This is a genomic window from Limnovirga soli (assembly GCF_013106755.1).
Taxonomy (GTDB): domain Bacteria; phylum Bacteroidota; class Bacteroidia; order Chitinophagales; family Chitinophagaceae; genus Limnovirga; species Limnovirga soli.
This window is the reverse complement of the sequence record NZ_WHPF01000004.1, coordinates 311,204-330,504: the sequence shown is the minus strand read 5'-3', so window position 1 is coordinate 330,504 and position 19,301 is coordinate 311,204. Positions and strand designations below refer to the sequence as shown.

Genomic DNA, 19,301 nt, shown 5'->3' with positions numbered 1-19,301 from the left:
ACGCTTGGTTGTCGCGTATTCAAGGGAGATTTCACCCCTTGCTAACAAAAGCGGCAGAAGAATGCAATTTTTTGGAAAGGGTAATTAGTTCTGCTATTTTTGAGTTGAACACAATTACAATCCTTGTGAAATACACAACATTTTCTTTACTGATTGCTATGCTACTTTTGGGATGCAATAATTTGCAAGATTCCAAAGCTGGAAATGAAAGACAAGACACCTCGAAAATAGTACCAGTCAAAATTGATCCAATTAAACAAGCAAACAACAAACTGCTTGGTATTTGGTCTGATGGATCATCCGAGAATGCCACTTTTATAATCAAATCCGATTCAGTTTATTATGTGGATCAATTCAAATCATATAAATATGTCCTGAATGATGACTCCATAAAAATCATCTATCCAGATTGGATTTATGCTGCTAAAGTAATTTTCAAAAATGACACTTTAATTCTTGAATCAGAAGATGGAACTTCCGAATTTTTGAAGTTTAAGAAATGACTCCCACATCCTGGCTCAAGTATGCGGCCAAGCATATGCAGCATAGCGTACTTGTGCCATATCAAATGCAAGCATCAACCAAAGCATCACATTACACGCACATCAGGAGAACCTGAATCAAATTAAGGGTGAAGGCCTAAACGTTTATAGTTACGCCTTTGGCTAAGCTGCATAAACAATCAAACGCACAAGAGTGCGACGTAAGCGGTGCCTAATTAATACCTTGCAGCCGGGCTACGATTAAATAAAGATAAAAGGCCGGCCAGCTATGTTTGCATAACCCTTTACCACAAAGGGTTATAGCCCTACCAATAAAATTTACCCAAATTTGGGTATTGACTTTGCGTAGATACTGATTTACATTTGACCTATCGCTTTTATTTGCGCAACATAGAAGAAGTACAATCTAATATCCACACATTTTAATGGTTTACATTTTAGCTGCCTGAGGTAGCCTGCTATAGTATTTTTATCACTTTACACAAAAAAGCATTTATGAAACAGCAATTTTTACAATTGATATTGCTTTGCAGTACCCTTATATGGAGTACTGCCAACGCAACCGAAACGGAGCCAAATGATACAAGGGCACAGGCAAATACGCTAGCCCTGAATGGCAGCGATAATGGCGCCATTACCCCCGCAGGGGAAGTGGATTGGTGGAAAGTAACTACCAATAAAGATGGGAGGCTGGATATTACCTGGACATCGGGAACGGGTTCGAACGTATCGGCCTATTTATACGATAACGATGGCGTTACTTTACTTACCAGTAATAATACAACCTCAACCGGCAGTATGAGTAAAGATGGATTGGCCGTGGGCACTTATTATATTCGGATGCAATGTTTTTATGGCACCGAAACGGGAACCTACACACTATCCAATACACTAAACTTACCGGCAGTACCCATTGATGCAGAACCCAATGGCACCGCTGCACAGGCGCTTACTTTTGCCTTAAACAGCACGGTAAATGGGCATATTGGCTATTACTACAATAACCAGAAAGATACATTTGACTGGTATAAAATAACCACCAATGTAGATGGCAGACTTAAATTAACCATGCAATCGCTGAATGGCCAGAATGTTTCATGGTATTTATATTCTTCCAATGCTACCACACAGCTTGCAAGTGGCAATACCACATCTACCGGCATTACAAATTCCGATGGGCTGCTGGCAGGCACTTATTATGTAAGGGTAAATAATTATTATACCTCATCAGAATTTGCACCATATACTTTTAGCGACAGTCTATTTACACCATCTATTGTAAGTGATGCAGAACCGAATGGTACTAGGGCACAAGCCAAATTGCTTCCATTAAATAATTCACGCAGCGGCCATATTGGCTACAGCGATTATATAGCAACACGTGATACATTTGACTGGTATAAAGTAACCACAGTTGCTGATGGCCGTTTACGCCTAACCATGCAATCATTTAATGGCCAGAATGTTTCCTGGTATTTATATGATAATGATGGCACCACATTGCTAACCAATGGAAACACTACCGGCACTTTAAGCACCAACAGAGATGGATTGGCCGCAGGCACCTATTATGTTCGGGTTAATACCTATTATGGTAATGAATTTGCGAGCTATACACTGAGTGATAGTTTATTTTTGCCTGCACAGGCTAATGATACAGAGCCTAACGACACAAAGGCGCAGGCTTTAACTTTCGCGGCAAACAGCACTATAACCGGGCATACAGGCTACTATTACAACCTGGTACGTGACGGGTTTGACTGGTATAAGCTTACACTGCCTTCTGATGCAAACCTGCAGTTAACTCTTACGAGCAATAATGGGCAAAATGTATCGTGCTATTTGTATGATAATGATGGCACTACACAGCTTAATTACATGAATACCACATCAACTGCCACCATAAATACGGATGGATTACAGGCCGGCACTTACTTTATTAGAATTAATAATTACTATACAAGCGAGTTTGCACCTTATACACTTACCAATAATTCACAGCTATACTCAAACGCAAATGATGCAGAGCCTAATAATGCACCTTACCAGGCTAAAACAATTCCAGCCAATGGTGCAGTAACCGGCCATATTAATTTCTATTACAATTTATCAAGGGATGGTGCAGATTGGTATAAAATAAACTATACCGGCTCTGGTGCACTTACGCTTAACGTTAACCAGGAACCACATTTGAATGGCGGTGGCACACATAATATTAGCCTGTATGTATATAAAGATACCGCAGCAGGAAATATTGGATATCAAAACAGTTCAGCAGCTTCATGGTCATACAATATGGCAGGTTTAACGCAAGGTTATTATTGGATAAGGGTTCAAACCTATTATGGTAACGAATTTGCTTCCTATTCATTAGGCAATACTTTTACTCAGGTAACAAAAGCCAGTATCAAAGTAATTGCAGCCGATACCGCCACTACATGTACCAGCACAAATGCTATTACAATGAAGTGCAGCAAAAGCCAGGCACCCTATACAGTTCAGTTGTTCCGCTATGGCATAGCGTATGGCAGCCCGGTTACCATTACCAGTACTAAAAACTTCCAGTTTAAAAATCTTCCGCAGGGCCAGTATTTTGCAACAGCATTTGGTGATGGCGCCACCGGCACTGCTTTTGGAAAATCTGCCGTAATAAATATGGTTCCAGCGGTAACAACTACCGGCACTACCAATATTACTGCTGCATCGGCCAAAGTAAACTTTACTACTATTACCTGTGCTAAATTTTATGTGGTACAATACCATAAAGCAGGAGACAGTGCCTGGTTAACCAAAAATTCTGTTGGCAATACCGGGATTGTTACACTAAATGGTCTTACCGCGAACACTACCTATAACTGGCGTGTACAAGCAGCTGATAGCGTAGGAAAAGTAGTAGCTACCAGTAAGTTTACTGATTCGGTTAGCTTTACTACTGCGGTATTGTTTGCATCTGCCAACAACGATGGCAGCAGCAGCGATGTAAGCGCAAAAACCCTTGGCAATGGTGTAGATGTAACCGTCTATCCTAATCCGGTAAGCACCCAATTTACTATACAATATGGTACAGCAAATAGTAATACAAAACTTACTGCTGTATTAAAAGATATGATGGGCAATATTGTTTGGAAGACAAATAATACTACTGCATCAGCATTATCCGGTACCAGGGTTAATACCAGCAACTTGCCAGGTGGCATGTATATGCTACTTATTACAGACTTAAGTAATAACACCATTATTACAAAGAAGGTTATTGTTTCTAAATAGCAGAAACTTGTGTAAAGCCAAAGAGACTGATCTGAAAAGACAGTCTCTTTTTTTTGTGTTTACCAATGTAATAGAAAGTTTGGCTATTTGTTACAGTACAAGCGTGCGACGCAAGCGGTGTTGCTATATAATCTACAGACTGGCTAATAAAAAACCCAGACTTATTAGTTAATGCCTTTAAAATAAAAACTTACCCACTGCAAACGTTGCAGATTTTTATTGTCTTTTCGCAGAAATATATTCTACCATAACTTTATACAGTAAAGCATTTTGCTGTTTGCAATGCTTTTGTTTACATCCCAATTATTGCCATTTTCAACAACTGTATATGAAATGTAAATCCGCTGTTTTATGGGTACTGATGAGCTTTGTTATAACTGGTTCTTCCCAGGCTCAAAAAGTTATCAGCATTCATTCTCCGGATAATGCTTTACAGCTTAATATTAGTCAGCTAGCTACAGGTAAAACCACGTATAGTCTTAGCTATAAAGGCGCCGCGGTTATACAACCATCGGGGCTGGGTTTTGTGTTAAGCAAACCAGCTGTTACCTTAAGTCGCTTTAGTATATCGGGGGTAGATTCATCTACATTTAACGAAACCTGGCAACCGGTATGGGGAGAGGTAAGTCATATTAATAATCATTACAAACAGTTGGTTGTATCGCTTACTGATAAAGCCGGCAGCAAGATTGCGGTAAACATTGTATTCAGGCTATTTAACGATGGGCTGGGTTTTAGATACGAATTTCCAAAACAAGAGGGGCTTAACTATTTTGTTGTGGCCGACGAACTAACGCAATTTGCAATGGCGGGAGACCATAAAGCATTTTGGATACCCGGGGATTACGACTCTAACGAATATGCCTATAACACCACCAAATTAAGTGAGGTAAATGCACTTGCCGCCGCTGCCAAAGAAAAAGACATTGCCGTTACAAGCCTAATTGGTGCCAATGCAGTACAAACACCACTGATGATGAAAACCGCAAAAGGCATTTATATTAATCTGCATGAAGCGGCATTGGTAAATTACCCTGCCATGAACCTGGTGTTAAATAAAAGCAACCTTAGTTTTCAATCTCAACTGGTACCAGATGCAGTAGGCAATAAAGCCTATTTACAAACACCTGCCATTACCCCATGGAGAACGATTGTAGTTAGCGATAAAGCCACCGATATACTCGCCTCCAAACTAATACTTAATTTAAATGAGCCATCGGTGGTACCCGACTCCAGTTGGATTAAACCACAAAAATTTGTGGGCATGTGGTGGGAGATGCATGTGGGCAAAGCCACCTGGCAAAAAGATGGCGGTAAACATGGCGCCAATACCCAAAACGTGATGCATTATATTGATTTTGCAGCCAAATATGGTTTTGATGGGGTGCTGGTTGAAGGCTGGGATGTTGGTTGGGAAGACTGGTTTGGTAACTGGAAAGAAGACGTGTTTGATTTCGTTACCCCCTACCCCGATTATGATATTGACGCTCTTACCGCCTATGCAAAACAAAAGGGCGTAAAAATAATCATGCACCACGAAACCTCCGGTGCGGTTACCAACTACGAACGCTGGATGGATACCGCCTATCGCTATATGGTGCTGCATAATATGAATACCGTAAAAACCGGTTATGTAGGTAAAATTATACCACGTGGCGAACACCACGATGGGCAATGGATGGTAAACCACTTTGTGCGTGTTGCCGCTAAAACTGCCACCTATGGCATTATGCTGGATGCGCACGAATCTGTACACCCTACCGGTTTGCAAAGAACCTACCCCAACTGGATGGCCAATGAAGCTGCAAGGGGCAGCGAGTTTAATAATGCCCCAACTATTGGCATGACTCCCGAACATACCACCATACTGCCTTTTACCCGTTTAATGGGCGGACCAATGGATTTCACTCCAGGCCTATTTCATATGCAGCTTAACCAGTTCGATAGCAGCAGAAAGCAACGGGTACGTTCTACACTGTGCAAACAAATGGCACTTTATGTTACCATGTATAGCCCCTTACAAATGGCCGCCGATTTACCCGAGAATTACAACAAATACCTGGATGCCTTTCAGTTTATTGTAGATGTGCCGGTTGATTGGGACGATACCAAAGTACTGGAAGCCGAACCCGGAGATTATATTACCATTGCCCGCAAAGCAAAAAATAAAAACAACTGGTTTATTGGTGCCATTACCGATGAAAATAGCCGCCAGCTTCAATTGCCGCTTAGTTTCTTAAATGCCGGTGGCAGTTACGAAGCTACTATTTACCGGGATGCCGATAATGCAGACTGGCAAACCAATCCCGAAGCATATACCATCGAAAAAATAATGGTTACCAATAGCACTGTATTGCAGGTAAAACTTGCAAAAGGCGGTGGTTGTGCCATTAGTATTTTTAAAAAGAATTAAAGTAGAAAGTATTAGTATTGTGGGCCAGGCAATTCAATAATTGGCAACATCCTTGCGTCGCACTCTTGTAGGGCAACGCTACTATCAGCTGCCAACAGCCGGTATTGTTACAATAATAAATTGTATCCGATGAATGTTTTATTACAACATACAGTGGCAACTATAGCTTATCGCTTTCAAAAAGCCATTAGATATTCATTGCCTGGTTTTGGAGATTACCGGCTTACAGAAGCAACCAGAACGCCGAATGAGATCATCAATCATATGTGCGATTTGCTAAATAAAACCAACAGTTTTGTCACACATAAACATTTCAATACACCATCCCCAGTCCAGTTGGATCTGGAGGGAGAAACTGATAGATTGTTAACCGCCTTGCAAATACTGGAGCAAACACTGGCCACCACAGAAATAGATACCATTAGCAGCAAGCGCTTGTTACAGGGGCCTTTATCTGATATCATTACACATATTGGTCAGTTAGCTATGCTAAATGGTTTGTACGGCCATAAAGTACCCAAGGAAGATTATTCAGCCGCAGCCGTTTCAACACAAAAATTAAAAGAGTAATAAAAACGATTAGCCACCATTATTGCGGGCAATACCTGCCTTGGCTTTTTGATCGAGAGAGTCTTTGTAATCGTGGTTTTTCATCGCAATGCATTTTTGAAAATAGCTGATGGCCAAATTCTTATTGCCCTGCTTTTCATAAATAATACCCATTTGCAAAGCTGCACGGGCCGCATAATAAGCAGTGCTGGTTTCCCCAATTTTAATGGCATAAGCATATGCTTTTAAAGCATCATCGTCCTTACCCAAATCATCGTAAATACGCCCCACCCGGTACGAGAATTCCAGTTGCTCCTCCGGTGTATTAAAATCTGTAGCAGTTTTACCGGCCAGTAAAGCCAGTGCCTCGGCATTATAACCGCCATCATTTAATATCCTTGCTTTTAGCAATAACAAATCGGGCCATTGGCCTGATTGGGCATTTTTGTATGCCTGCTTATCCGCATCGGTAATTTGGTTACCCTCTTTCAATATTTTTACCCTGGTGGCATTAGCTGCCTTTATATTGCCTTGTATATAATAACACCAGCTTAGTTTTTCGCATACATCTTTTACATAAAATTTGCCCTTAAAACTGGCCAAAAAAGTTTCGTAAGCGCTAATGGCTTTCTGGGTTTCCAGGTGGTGCAACGTGGTATAGCCCATTTCCATATCCCATACCGGTGTAGCCATATACTCGGCCGACATATTCCTATGTAACATAATACTTCTTGCCTGCTCGGTAGATTTATTATTAATGGCCAGGTTAGTGGCCATATATGCCAGCAAATGGTTATTAACCACATCCAGTTTACGCTGCTGAATATATTGCATCACCTCCTGGGGCTTGTTTTGAATATAGAACATGATATAGCAGTAATAAAAGCTGGCTTCATTAAAAAACAGCTTTGCCATAGTATCATTGCTATTTACAAATTGCTGCATTAAGGCAACACCATCCTTTATGGATCCTTTTACACCAAATAAACTGGTAAGCCATTTATATCCATCGGGTATGGTGCCTGCGGCTACCAGCATGGGGCCATAAATCATGTTATTGGGTAAAAAACCGGGGAATGCTTTTTTATTATCCCGAATAATGGTAAAGGCTTTTCTAAAATCCCAGCCAGCTGCCCATTGCCTGCCAAATTTTATTTCTACACAGGCTTTTTGCATATATACCACGGTGCGGCAATAGTTATAAAACGGGGAGCTGACTGGCCCATCTTCCAGCTTATCTAAACGCTCAGCAAAATGAGGCATACGTGCTGAATAATCAGAAGGGTCTTCGTTAAAGAATAGTATATAAAAATCTATATAACTATCTAAAATTTCGGGAATAAGGTTATCCGGGTTTTCTTTTCTTGCCTGGTTTACCAGTTGCGCACCTGCATGTAGTTTTAGTGCTGTAATTTGTTGATAGGCCTGCTGGCAGGTGGCGCTAAAATCGTATACTTTTTCGGCATGGGCTGTTTGCAAAAAAAATATGGTAAGCAATAGTAAAAACCCTTTACTCAAGCCCTGTTGCATAGTGCTATAGCCGCACAAGAGTGCGACGCAACGGCTGCCGGTTATTGATTTAAAAGTTTGGCTCATACTATTTTACAACTGCATTACTTGAAAGCCCGAAAATAAAAAAGGATGCTGACACCAGCACCCTTTTTAGATTCTTTATACTGCTTTAACATTATTTTACTTCGGTATTGTTATTCAGTTCATCATCAACAAGTATACGACCGCAGTTTTCGCAAATCATTACTTTTTTGCGCTGGCGAATTTCGCTTTGGCGTTGAGGAGGGATAGAATTATAGCAACCACCACAGGCATCTCTTTCAACCGGTACCACTGCTAAACCATTGCGGTAGCTTTTGCGAATACGGTCGTAAGAATATAACAGGCGATCTTCCATACCCTTACGGGCTGCTAAAGAAAGTTCGTTATAATGGCTTTCTTCTTTTTCGGTTTCGGCGATAATTTTATCCAGTTCACCTTTTTTATGGCCTAATGTAGCTTCTTTGGTAGTAAGTTGCTTTTTTACTGTTTCCAGCAAACGCACTTTATCTGCCAGTTCTTCATTGGCATCGCGAATATGTTTTTCAGCCAGTTTACCTTCCAGCTGTTGCATTTCTATTTCTTTGTTAATAGCTTCAAACTCACGGCTGTTTTTAACAGCTTCGCTTTGTTTTTCGTATTTTTTCACCAATGCATCGGCATCAACAATGGCTTTTTTCTTTTGCTCAATAAATTCAGCAATACCATTAATCTCTTCCTCAAAGCGGTTTTTACGGTGGGTTAAACCCTGTATTTCATCCTCAAGATCGCTAACTTCAATAGGAAGCTCACCTTTCAGAATTTTAATTTCATCCAGTTTAGCATCAACTTTCTGCAATTTTACCAGAGAAGAAAGCTTTTCTTCTACAGAATAATCTTTAACTGCTGCCATATTCTAGTTTGTAATTTATCTTTTGAATGATGAAGTTATATTTTCCCGGCTGTTTATTTATGTTTCCCCTTTACTTGCGTCGCACTCTTGAACGTTTTGTACGCTGCTCGGCAAATCATTGGCAAAAATAATACACCGGGTTGGTTCTAACCTCAGTTTTTTGGACGGCAAAGGTAGGGAATTTAGCTATTAAAATATCAAATAACAAGTCAATGGTAAATTGTTCGCTTTCCCAATGGCCAATATCGGCAATTACCAGCTGGTTATTGGCATCAAAAAACTCATGATATTTCACATCTGCCGTTATAAACACCTGTGCCCCGGCAGCAATGGCCGCTTTTGTTAAAAAACTACCGGCACCCCCGCATAAAGCTATTGTGCTAACCGGTTTTTGCAATAATGGTGTATGCCTAACCACCGATAAACCAAAACTAGCTTTTAATTTATGCAACAATTCAACTTCGGTTAAAGGCTGCGGCAATTGGCCAACCAGACCGCTACCCACCTCTTTATTTGCATTTGCCAGAGGAACCAAATCGTACGCCACTTCTTCATAGGGATGCGCAGCAAGTAAGGCCTTTACCAAACTGTTTTGCAAATAGGCAGGTAGCAGTACTTCAATTTTTACTTCCGGTTCTTCGTGCCGTTTACCCGCTTTACCTGCGTAAGGGTTAGCCCTTTCGTTTGCTTTGTAGGTACCAATGCCATCGGTATTAAAACTGGCTTCACTGTAATTACCAATATGGCCGGCACCGGCTGCAAACAATGCATTTCTTACTGCATCGGCTTGCTCGTCGGGCACAAATGTGCACAGTTTAACCAGCTGGGCAGGCTTGGGCTGCAATATGGTGCGGTTTTCTAAACCCAGCTTATCCGCTATGCGGCTATTAACGCCAGCCATCACATTATCCAGATTGGTATGTATTGCATAAATGGCAATATCCTGTTTGATGGCCGCAATAATGGTTTGTTCAACATAATTTTTCCCGGTGATTTTTTTTAACCCACCAAAAACAATAGGGTGATGCGCCACTATTAAATTGCATCCCTTTTTCACGGCCTCTTCCACAACAGCTTCGGTAGCATCCAAAGCACAAATAATGCCTGTGCAATCCCAACTACTATTACCGGTAATCAGTCCTGCATTATCATATGATTCCTGGTAAGCAGGTGGTGCAAAAGATTCCAGTGTGTAAATAATATCGCTGATCTTCATACCTGCAAGTTAAGCAAAGCAGCTTTGCCTGCATCCGTTAGGTTACATAATTCCTTCACCCGCCTCACAACAAATACCAGGTAGCGCTGTTAAACTACCAAAGCAAAAAGGCAATAAAGGGTAAAAAATTACCCACAGCAATTACATTTGTATTTATGGCAACAGCAACATTCCTGCAGTATAATGGTAAAACATACAAGGCTGATAAACTTTTAATTTCACCAGACAACCGTTCTTTCAGGTATGGAGACGGTTTTTTTGAAACCATCAAAATGGTGAAAGGAAAAATATTGCTGGAAGATTTACATATGGAAAGATTATTCAGCTCTATGGACCGGCTGTATTTCCAAAAACCCAGTTATTTTACCCCTGACTACGTCAAGGAACAAATACTAGCATTGGCAAAACAAAACTATCATGATAAATTGGGTAGAATTCGTTTAACCATTTTTAGGGGCAATGGCGGTTTATACGATCCCGAAAACCATTTCCCCAATTATATTATTCAAACTTGGGCCTTAAACCCTGCCAATAATAACCTAAACGAAAACGGCCTAATTACAGATATTTACCCAGATGCCCGTAAAGCAGCCGATCAGTTTTCCTCTATAAAAAGCAATAATTATCTCAGCTATGCCATGGCTGCCTTATGGGCAAAAAAGGAACACCTGAACGATGCCATCTTATTAAACGCCAATAACCGAATTGCAGACAGCACCATCGCCAATATATTTATTGTACAAAACGGCGTTATTAAAACCCCACCTTTAACCGAAGGACCGGTAAGCGGTAATATGCGCCGCTATTTATTGCAATGCTTACGAAAAGAAAATATGCCGGTGGAGGAAAGTCCCATAACAGCAGAAGAACTAAAACAGGCTGCTGAATTATTTTTTACCAATGCCATTTATGGCATTAAATGGGTAAAGCAATTGGGCAACAGCCAATACAGCAATAATGTATCGTCCATGTTGCATAAAAAATTTATCGCCCCTTTGTTTTTGTAATAATACATTTTGGGTTGGTTTGTTCAAATAAATTTATTCCGGGATTAGAAGAAAACAATATAAAACATGAAGGCAGAAGTAAATATTTTTTGGTTTAGAAGAGATTTACGGTTAACTGACAATACCGCCTTATTTCATGCCCTCAATAGCGGAATACCAGTAGTACCCATTTTTATTTTTGATACCAATATCCTTGATGATCTGGATGACAAAACGGATGCCAGGGTAAATTTTATACATGCAAGTGTGCAAAACCTGCAACAACAACTAATAGCTGCAGGTGCCAGTCTGGAAGTTTATTACGGAAAACCAATTGCAGTTATTGAAAACCTGCTGGAAAAATACATTATCAAACACCTTTTTACCAATCATGACTATGAACCCTATGCACAAAACCGCGATGCAGCGGTTGGTGCATTACTGGAAAAGAAGGGTGCTACTATGTATACCTATAAAGACCAGGTTATTTTTGAAAAAAACGAGGTATTAAAAGATGATGGGAAACCCTATACTGTATTTACGCCTTACAGTAAAAAATGGAAAGCATGTCTGAAAGAAAACACTTTTTACCATTTTAAAAGTGAAACACTTTTGCATGCTTTTTTTAAGCAAACGCCAAAAGCGATTCCCTCATTGGAGCAGATAGGATTTAGCAAAACAAATATCCCTTTCCCAACAAAAGAAACCGATACAACTATTATTAAACAATACGCTTTACAAAGAGATTTTCCTGCACTTAAAAACGGCACTTCTAAACTGGGTATACACTTACGTTTTGGCACTATCAGCATCAGGGCATTGGCAAGAGAAAGTATTATTTTAAGTGAAACTTTTTTAAACGAACTGATATGGCGTGATTTTTACCATATGATTCTTTGGCATTTTCCTCATATAGCGCATGGCAAGGCTTTTAGGGCAGAATACGATTTAATTCCATGGAGAAATGAGGAAGTGTTATTTCAACACTGGTGCGAAGGAAAAACCGGCTACCCCATTGTAGATGCAGGCATGAGGGAATTAAACACTACCGGATTTATGCACAACAGGGTTCGGATGATAACCGCCTCTTTTTTAACCAAGCATTTGCTAATAGACTGGCGGTGGGGCGAAGCCTATTTTGCCAAAAAATTACTCGATTTTGATTTTGCTGCCAACAATGGCGGTTGGCAGTGGGCTGCAGGCAGCGGTTGCGATGCAGCACCCTATTTCAGGGTATTTAACCCAACCTTGCAAACGGAGAAATTTGACAAACAACTAATCTATATCAACAAATGGGTACCCGAATTAAACTCGTTTAATTACCCGAAGCCAATTGTAAACCACGAACTTGCACGTAAGCGGGCAATAGAAGTGTATAGCAGCGTTTTAAAAAAGCAATAAATTTTGTAGCCATGCCACAGTTTATATGGCATCTTTACTTGCGTCGCACACTTGTACAACAGAATATATTGCAGCAGCAACAGCAATTATTAAACCCCCTATAGTTGTCAACGGTTTTTGTAATCCTCTCTTACCGGAGTAAAAACATCCATTAATTTACAATTGGTAATGGCCACTCCCCTGTGTGGAATACTTGAAGGTATTACCGCTACCATTCCAGGTAACATTATCTGACTAATACCATTTACTTCCAATTCAAACTCGCCTTCCAAAACAGTAGCCATTTGTTCGTGTATATGGTGGTGCAATGGCACTTCGCTGCCTGCAGTAACATCCCAATAAGCGATAGTAAGTTGCTGGGTATGTATCATACGGCCCAAAAAACCGGGAAATATTTCCTTGGCAGGTATATCAGCTAACAATTTAAAATATTCGTTTGTCATAATTTAAAGATACAGAAATATACAAGTTGTCCATATTGGTAAAAACTACTTTTTAATGCGCAATTAGTTTTAATATGCTGCCATGAAAACAGGAAGATGAAAGGATTGCGACGCAAGCGGCGAAGCCATATATTCCACTGCTGGTATCAAGACTGGCCTACGCAAAAAAAGAAAGCTACCCTTTTGAGGTAGCTTTCTGAAAATGAGAATAATGAGTCTATTTTTTAATGAAACTGGCGTTGTAAACAGCGGCGCCATTGGCATCTACCACTTTTACAAAATAAACGCCTGCAAATAAACGGTTAACATTCATCTGCACAAGGTTTTGAGTAACTTTTTTAGCAGCTACCAATTTACCGTAGGCATCAAATAATCTTACTTCGCTGTTGGCTGAATAGGATGGCAAACTAATGTTTAACACATTATCAACCGGGTTAGGATACATTTTAACGTTATACTGTACTGAAGCAACTGCTTGTTCAGCATTTGTAACAGCAGCAATACCAGCCTGTTTTGAAGCTGTACCTGTAGCTACTTTAAGTGTATAACAATTAGCAGCATCAGTAGCACCACCTTTACCTAATACCCTTAAGTAATAAACGCCAGGCACTGTTGTAAAATTGATGGTTTCGCTATTGGTACCGGTATTATTAGAACTTGCCACGATGGTTTTTGCGCTGTTGTATAATGACAGGTTATAATTTGCCGGCAAAGTACCCAATGTTACCGTAATAGTGCCACCATTAGTAATGGTAAAGGAATAGAAATCCTTATCTGTACTTGTACTAATAGTGCCCTTAACATCGGTATTTAATGGTATTGCCACTGCAGATCCCAGTGTATTGTTATTATTGGTATCAAAAGTGCCCGGGCAACTTGACACAACTGAGGTAATAGTAAAATTGGTATTGGAAATATCAAAGAAAATATTACCAACTGCTTCTACTTTAATACGGCAGGTGCTGCTGCTGATATTTGGCAGGGTTACTAATTCAGTTCCATCGTTGGCTGTGCTTGCAGACAATACCGTTGGGAAGGTTAAACCACCATCAGTAGACAGACTTATTTTTACATTGGTACAATTAATAGGTGCCAGATTGGTAGAAGCTACATCCCATGTAATAGTTTGTTGTGAACCACCATTCCAGTTTACTGCTGTATTGGGTTGAGTAACTACAAATGGCCCAGCAGTTGCTGCAACTGTAACTTTCATGTCATCACTCATATTATTTCCGGCACCGGCATGGTTGTCTCTAACGGTAAAACGGAAATTCATATCTCTTGCTACGCCTGGTAATACCTCCCATGTAGTACCTGTTTGTCCCGCTAAAATAGTAGACAAAGCAGGGAATGCCCTTACAGGCAAAGTACTATCATTATACACCCTGAAAAGAGGACCGGTAGTAGAAGTAGCTAATGGAAATTTATTAGAAGTAGTTTTCTCAAAAATGTCTGTTTGCTCCCATATATAGGTAAGTGCATCACCAGCATCCACATCGCTACCGCTACCTGTTAACAGGAATGGTGTTGAGGCAGGAATGGTATAATCCAATCCGGCATTAGCTGTTGGGGCAGTATTGCCGGTTATTGTAGTAACGGCACATGTATTACCATTACCAGTCTCAGTATAATTAGATACCTGAGCAATATTTACAGCATGAAACAAATCATCTGAGTGAGGCTGAACATCAGTAGAACCGGTAATACCTGCATAACCCATAATGGTTGAACCACTTCCTGGCTCTACGTTAGCACCTGAATTTTCATTGCTATAAGTAAAGGTATGGTTCGCGCCAAACTGGTGGCCCATTTCATGTGTCCAATAATCAATTACCATATAATCAATTAATGTAGGATCATAGTAGGCGGTAAATCCACTTCCCTTAGAGCCATTGGTACAAACACAACCAATACAACCTGCATTACCGTTGTTATCAGCGAATGTAGGCACCTTGCCTAACAGGTGACCAATATCATAATTACCAGCGCCAATACGGGCATCAATAGTTTGCTGTGTTTTTGAGTTCCAGCTAGAGCCCAACAATGGTGGCTTTGTAGGCCAGGGATCTGTAATGGCATTTAAAAATACCAGGGTATCCTGATTGGCAACATAAGATAATCTAACACCAAAATCTCTTTCATAAACAGCATTGGCACGTGTAATACAAGTTACCAATACAGCCATTACCTTATTTACCTTTGTGGCAGAATCTGGTTCGCTGCCATCCAGAAATACCTGAGAAAACTCAGCATTTACACATAAAGCCAAATCGTACACACGCAGTTTGCCCTGATCGGCATTTCCGGTTAAACCAGATGCTATGCTTAACAGTTCCGGTGCAATATTGGTAAATGCTTTTTCGTCTAAAGTACAATCAAACCCTTTTGAATTATCTGCTGTATTACGTGCATTTACAACATACACTCTGTTTTCTTTATCCAGCGGATTAATATAATAGGTTGGTTTACCCGGTTGCATAACCATGGCATGAAAACCATAAGGAGAAAAGTCGAAACGAATTGTAGCCGCTGCATTGGCAACATTTTGACCAATATAACTTTTTATATTGCTGTATTTGCTGGCCAGCTTTGGAGCCATTACAGACGATTCAACAAACCGAAACTGTTGCAGGCTACCATCCGGTGCAGGCACAGTTATAATTTTTCCGGATGCACTAATCGGCAACGCTTTTTCTGAAGGAGCCGCATTTAAGTCTGACTGTAAACTATTTTCATTTAACTGAAATAATTTATAAGCTGCCGGCTTAAAATGCTTATCAAAAGCCAACCTGCTTTTCTGGCTAAGGGCTGCTTCACTGCTTTGTTTCCAAACTGCGCTGGTGTTTTGCGCTATAGCGGAAACCATTAATCCCAGGCATACGCCTGTGGTGAGTAATACTTTTTTCATGTAACTGGTTTTTAAATAGAAATAGCAACCTGTTTAGGTTACAAATAACAGTAAAGCCAAATGTATTATTTTCAAATCAATATAAATTTGAAATGATAAGGCCTATTGATGGATAAATTCAATGATTTTCAAGCATTTGTTATAAAAATACCAATTCCCAAGCATAAATATTCCTACTTTATGGCAGGTTTCATTTTTGCCAGCTACCAAAAATTTAAGGCAATTTTTATGTGTTTCACCATTAAATGGCAGCCCACACAAAAAAACCGCATTGCTGCGGATTTTTAAAAACAATTTCCAATAAGTACTTAGTGAATATGTCCGGTAGCAACCGTTTTATCAATTTTTTGAATCAAGCCCTGCAATACTTTACCCGGACCTACCTCGGTAAATATTCTGGCGCCATCGGAAATCATCGCCTGTACACATTGCGTCCACTTTACGGCGCCGGTTAGCTGTGCTATCAGGTTTTGCTTAATTGCTGCGGCATCTGTAACAGCCGTGGCTACCACATTTTGGTAAACAGGGCAGCTGGGTGTGCTAAAGCTTGTAGCTTCTATGGCAGCGGCTAATTCTTCCCTTGCCGGCGCCATTAAAGGACTGTGAAAGGCACCACTAACCGGTAAAACCAATGCTCTTTTGGCACCGGCAGCTTTCATTCTTTCGCAGGCAATTTCAATGCCTTTTATTGAACCACTTATTACTATTTGTCCGGGGCAATTATAATTGGCAGGCACTACAATTTCTCCGGTTTCGTTTTGTATGGCTGCACAAATTTCCTCTACAGTTTCATCGGCCAAATTTAAAATAGCTGCCATGGTAGAGGGTTGTAATAAACAGGCTTTTTGCATGGCATTGGCACGTATACTTACCAATTTTAAACCATCTTCAAAGCTTAGCACTTTGTTGGCTACCAGGGCCGAAAACTCGCCCAAAGAATGGCCGGCTACCATATCAGTATTATCATCGTGTAATGTTTGGTAGGCAATAACGGAGTGTATAAAAATGGCAGGCTGCGTAACATTGGTTTGTTTTAGTTCCTCATCGGTGCCATTAAATTTAATATCGCTAATACGAAAGCCAAGAATATCATTTGCTTTTTCAAACAAATCTTTGGCTATTTCATTTGAATCATACAAAGCTTTTCCCATTCCCCTAAACTGTGAACCCTGACCAGGAAATACACATGCATGTTTGCTCATAATAGTTAATTTTTGGCGCCAAAAATAAGGGTGTTTGGCCATTATAACAGCAAACATCCATTTTTTTGGTTGGCAATAAGCAGTAAAAGAAGGGGGAAAAAGTATTTTATTGGCCGGGCTTTGCCATAAAAATGAGGCTTTACTTGCGTCGCACTCTTGTACTCCAGAATATATATGGGCAGTTGTTTAAAAGCCTATTCAGGTTCAGAAAGCACAAGTGTGCGACGCAAGCGGCGATGCCAGTGCTACCAACAGCCTGGCTCGCAAAAAATAATTAGCCTAAATGTGTACTGATTAATTTTAAAAACTCGCTACGGGTTTTATCTTTTTCAAACTCGCCATAAAAAGCAGAAGTGGTGGTAGATGAGTTTTGTTTTTGAACCCCACGCATCATCATACATAAATGTTTGGCTTCAATAACAACCGCAACACCAAGCGGGTTAAGGCTTTCGCGTATGGCATCCATAATTTGCACGGTTAAACGTTCCTGCACCTGCATACGGCGTGAGTAAACATCTACCACACGGGCCAGTTTGCTAAGACCTGTAATCCATCCATTAGGTATATAGGCAATATGCGCCTTGCCAATGAAAGGTAACATGTGGTGCTCGCACATGCTGTATAATTCTATATCTTTTACTATTACCATTTCACTAACCGATTCGTGAAATTTGGCCGAGTTTAAAATAGCCACTGCATCTTGCTGATAGCCCTGCGTAAGAAACTGCATGGCCCTGGCTACACGTTCAGGTGTTTTAATCAGTCCTTCCCTTTCAGGGTCTTCGCCCAATGCGCCAATTACCTGCTTATAGTTATTCATTAGCAATGCGGTAGTATCTGCATCGTAATTTTCTGTTTTTTTATACGCCATGGTATTTGTTTGTGTATGTTTCTATACAATAAAATAAATATTCCTTTTTGCAAATCCGGATTATAACACCGGATACTCTACAAAGTTGCGTTCGGTTTCGTATAAACGTACCTGTAATTCCAATTCAGGTTTTATTTTTGGACGCAACAGGTTATAAATTACAATAGCAATGTTTTCAGCAGTTGGGTTCAGGTGTTTAAATGCCTCGGTATCCAGGTTTAGGTTTTTATGATCAAATTTATCCAAAACGGTTTCGCGGATAATATCACTTAGTATTTTCAGGTCCATAACGTAGCCGGTATTGGCATCGGGCTCGCCCACCAGTTTTACAATTAGTTCGTAATTATGACCATGGTAATTGGGATTACTGCATTTACCAAACACAGCTGCATTGGTAGCATCGCTCCATGTGGCATTAAAAAGCCGGTGTGCTGCATTAAAATGTTCTTTCCGGTAAACGGCAACTTTATTATTCATACTCATTAAAATTAAGCAGGCACGCTCATATACAGGTGCTAATTTTTCACCAACCTAATTGTATAATTTTTGTACCCGGCTTTATACCAATACGATGCTTTACTTGCGTCGCACTCTTGTACTGTAGTAATTACATGCAGCAAGTAAGGTATTGGCCATTATAACATAGCGGGAAGCAAAATGTTTTAATCGCCAAAATATTCAACATAAATGCGGGCTGTTTCGTACAGTTTAATACAATGCAGGCTAACCTGGGGTGGTAAATGTGGTTGCAGCTGCTGCCAAATACCCATGGCAAGGTTTTCGGTACTGCACATTTTACCCTGCATAAAATCTACATCCAGGTTAAGGTTTTTATGATCTACCTTATTAATTACCTGTTCTTTAATCAGTATTTTCAGCTTTTTCACATCCATTAAAAAGCCGGTATCTGGGTTAGGTTCGCCTTTAATGGTTACATAAAGGTCATAATTGTGGCCATGCCAGTTTTCATTGGCACAAACCCCAAACACCATATCATTCTGCTCCTTACTCCAACCGGGGTTGTATAATTTATGTGCGGCATTAAAATGCTCTAAACGTGTTAGGTAAACCATTTTATACTTCAATCAATTTTGGCAAA

At 40.2% G+C, this 19,301-nt stretch carries 15 protein-coding genes; 6 read left to right on the top strand and 9 right to left on the bottom strand.

Annotation, left to right across the window (positions count from 1 at the left end):
* Window positions 1-8 precede the first annotated feature (8 nt).
* The 4 genes from GD597_RS06930 to GD597_RS06915 all read left to right on the top strand — a co-directional run bounded on the left by GD597_RS06930 (window position 9) and on the right by GD597_RS06915 (window position 6,753).
* Window positions 9-503, top strand: a complete 495-nt coding sequence (locus GD597_RS06930) for a hypothetical protein (protein WP_171607099.1) — start codon at window positions 9-11, stop codon at window positions 501-503.
* A gap of 495 nt (window positions 504-998) precedes the next feature.
* Window positions 999-3,770, top strand: a complete 2,772-nt coding sequence (locus GD597_RS06925; protein WP_171607098.1) for a T9SS type A sorting domain-containing protein — start codon at window positions 999-1,001, stop codon at window positions 3,768-3,770.
* A 328-nt stretch (window positions 3,771-4,098) separates the two neighbouring features.
* The gene (locus tag GD597_RS06920) at window positions 4,099-6,183 is read left to right on the top strand and encodes a glycoside hydrolase family 97 protein (RefSeq protein WP_171607097.1); all 2,085 of its coding nucleotides are present in this window, start codon (window positions 4,099-4,101) and stop codon (window positions 6,181-6,183) included.
* Window positions 6,184-6,312: 129 nt separating this feature from the next.
* Window positions 6,313-6,753: a hypothetical protein gene (locus GD597_RS06915; RefSeq protein ID WP_171607096.1), complete on the top strand. Its 441-nt coding sequence runs from the start codon at window positions 6,313-6,315 to the stop codon at window positions 6,751-6,753.
* 9 nt (window positions 6,754-6,762) lie between these two features.
* On the opposite strand, the gene GD597_RS06910 is transcribed toward GD597_RS06915, so the two are convergent.
* The 3 genes from GD597_RS06910 to GD597_RS06900 form a co-directional block, all read right to left on the bottom strand.
* The gene (locus tag GD597_RS06910; protein ID WP_235954204.1) at window positions 6,763-8,328 is read right to left on the bottom strand and encodes a tetratricopeptide repeat protein; all 1,566 of its coding nucleotides are present in this window, start codon (window positions 8,326-8,328) and stop codon (window positions 6,763-6,765) included.
* A gap of 91 nt (window positions 8,329-8,419) precedes the next feature.
* The gene (locus tag GD597_RS06905) at window positions 8,420-9,175 is read right to left on the bottom strand and encodes a zinc ribbon domain-containing protein (protein ID WP_171607095.1); all 756 of its coding nucleotides are present in this window, start codon (window positions 9,173-9,175) and stop codon (window positions 8,420-8,422) included.
* Window positions 9,176-9,290: 115 nt separating this feature from the next.
* Entirely contained in the window at window positions 9,291-10,391 is a 1,101-nt protein-coding gene (locus tag GD597_RS06900) for a Nif3-like dinuclear metal center hexameric protein (protein ID WP_171607094.1), read from the bottom strand.
* Between the two features lie 155 nt (window positions 10,392-10,546).
* On the opposite strand from GD597_RS06900, the gene GD597_RS06895 reads away from it, so the two are divergent.
* Both GD597_RS06895 and GD597_RS06890 read left to right on the top strand, forming a co-directional pair.
* Window positions 10,547-11,398, top strand: a complete 852-nt coding sequence (locus GD597_RS06895) for an aminotransferase class IV (RefSeq protein WP_171607093.1) — start codon at window positions 10,547-10,549, stop codon at window positions 11,396-11,398.
* A gap of 66 nt (window positions 11,399-11,464) precedes the next feature.
* Entirely contained in the window at window positions 11,465-12,778 is a 1,314-nt protein-coding gene (locus GD597_RS06890) for a cryptochrome/photolyase family protein (protein WP_171607092.1), read from the top strand.
* A gap of 107 nt (window positions 12,779-12,885) precedes the next feature.
* Here GD597_RS06890 and GD597_RS06885 read toward each other — a convergent pair whose 3' ends face one another.
* The 6 genes from GD597_RS06885 to GD597_RS06860 all read right to left on the bottom strand — a co-directional run bounded on the left by GD597_RS06885 (window position 12,886) and on the right by GD597_RS06860 (window position 19,275).
* Complete coding sequence (locus tag GD597_RS06885; RefSeq protein WP_171607091.1) at window positions 12,886-13,221, bottom strand: cupin domain-containing protein; 336 nt, start codon at window positions 13,219-13,221, stop codon at window positions 12,886-12,888.
* A gap of 217 nt (window positions 13,222-13,438) precedes the next feature.
* Complete coding sequence (locus tag GD597_RS06880) at window positions 13,439-16,129, bottom strand: reprolysin-like metallopeptidase (protein WP_171607090.1); 2,691 nt, start codon at window positions 16,127-16,129, stop codon at window positions 13,439-13,441.
* Window positions 16,130-16,437: 308 nt separating this feature from the next.
* Window positions 16,438-17,331, bottom strand: a complete 894-nt coding sequence (gene fabD, locus GD597_RS06875; protein WP_171607089.1) for an ACP S-malonyltransferase — start codon at window positions 17,329-17,331, stop codon at window positions 16,438-16,440.
* 274 nt (window positions 17,332-17,605) lie between these two features.
* Window positions 17,606-18,202: a GTP cyclohydrolase I FolE gene (gene folE, locus GD597_RS06870; RefSeq protein WP_171607088.1), complete on the bottom strand. Its 597-nt coding sequence runs from the start codon at window positions 18,200-18,202 to the stop codon at window positions 17,606-17,608.
* A gap of 60 nt (window positions 18,203-18,262) precedes the next feature.
* A complete protein-coding gene (locus GD597_RS06865) occupies window positions 18,263-18,679 on the bottom strand; it encodes a 6-pyruvoyl trahydropterin synthase family protein (protein WP_171607087.1) in 417 nt (138 codons plus the stop codon).
* Between the two features lie 185 nt (window positions 18,680-18,864).
* Window positions 18,865-19,275: a 6-pyruvoyl trahydropterin synthase family protein gene (locus GD597_RS06860; protein ID WP_171607086.1), complete on the bottom strand. Its 411-nt coding sequence runs from the start codon at window positions 19,273-19,275 to the stop codon at window positions 18,865-18,867.
* Window positions 19,276-19,301: the final 26 nt, after the last annotated feature.

Bases quoted from the DNA above. Each gene is read 5' to 3' on its own strand.
- GD597_RS06915 (WP_171607096.1), top strand. From the start codon at position 6,313: ATGAATGTTTTATTACAACATACAGTGGCAACTATAGCTTATCGCTTT.
- fabD (WP_171607089.1), bottom strand. From the start codon at position 17,331: ATGAGCAAACATGCATGTGTATTTCCTGGTCAGGGTTCACAGTTTAGG.
- GD597_RS06895 (WP_171607093.1), top strand. From the start codon at position 10,547: ATGGCAACAGCAACATTCCTGCAGTATAATGGTAAAACATACAAGGCT.
- GD597_RS06860 (WP_171607086.1), bottom strand. From the start codon at position 19,275: ATGGTTTACCTAACACGTTTAGAGCATTTTAATGCCGCACATAAATTA.
- GD597_RS06880 (WP_171607090.1), bottom strand. From the start codon at position 16,129: ATGAAAAAAGTATTACTCACCACAGGCGTATGCCTGGGATTAATGGTT.
- folE (WP_171607088.1), bottom strand. From the start codon at position 18,202: ATGGCGTATAAAAAAACAGAAAATTACGATGCAGATACTACCGCATTG.
- GD597_RS06890 (WP_171607092.1), top strand. From the start codon at position 11,465: ATGAAGGCAGAAGTAAATATTTTTTGGTTTAGAAGAGATTTACGGTTA.
- GD597_RS06925 (WP_171607098.1), top strand. From the start codon at position 999: ATGAAACAGCAATTTTTACAATTGATATTGCTTTGCAGTACCCTTATA.
- GD597_RS06900 (WP_171607094.1), bottom strand. From the start codon at position 10,391: ATGAAGATCAGCGATATTATTTACACACTGGAATCTTTTGCACCACCT.
- GD597_RS06905 (WP_171607095.1), bottom strand. From the start codon at position 9,175: ATGGCAGCAGTTAAAGATTATTCTGTAGAAGAAAAGCTTTCTTCTCTG.
- GD597_RS06910 (WP_235954204.1), bottom strand. From the start codon at position 8,328: ATGAGCCAAACTTTTAAATCAATAACCGGCAGCCGTTGCGTCGCACTC.
- GD597_RS06920 (WP_171607097.1), top strand. From the start codon at position 4,099: ATGAAATGTAAATCCGCTGTTTTATGGGTACTGATGAGCTTTGTTATA.
- GD597_RS06865 (WP_171607087.1), bottom strand. From the start codon at position 18,679: ATGAATAATAAAGTTGCCGTTTACCGGAAAGAACATTTTAATGCAGCA.
- GD597_RS06885 (WP_171607091.1), bottom strand. From the start codon at position 13,221: ATGACAAACGAATATTTTAAATTGTTAGCTGATATACCTGCCAAGGAA.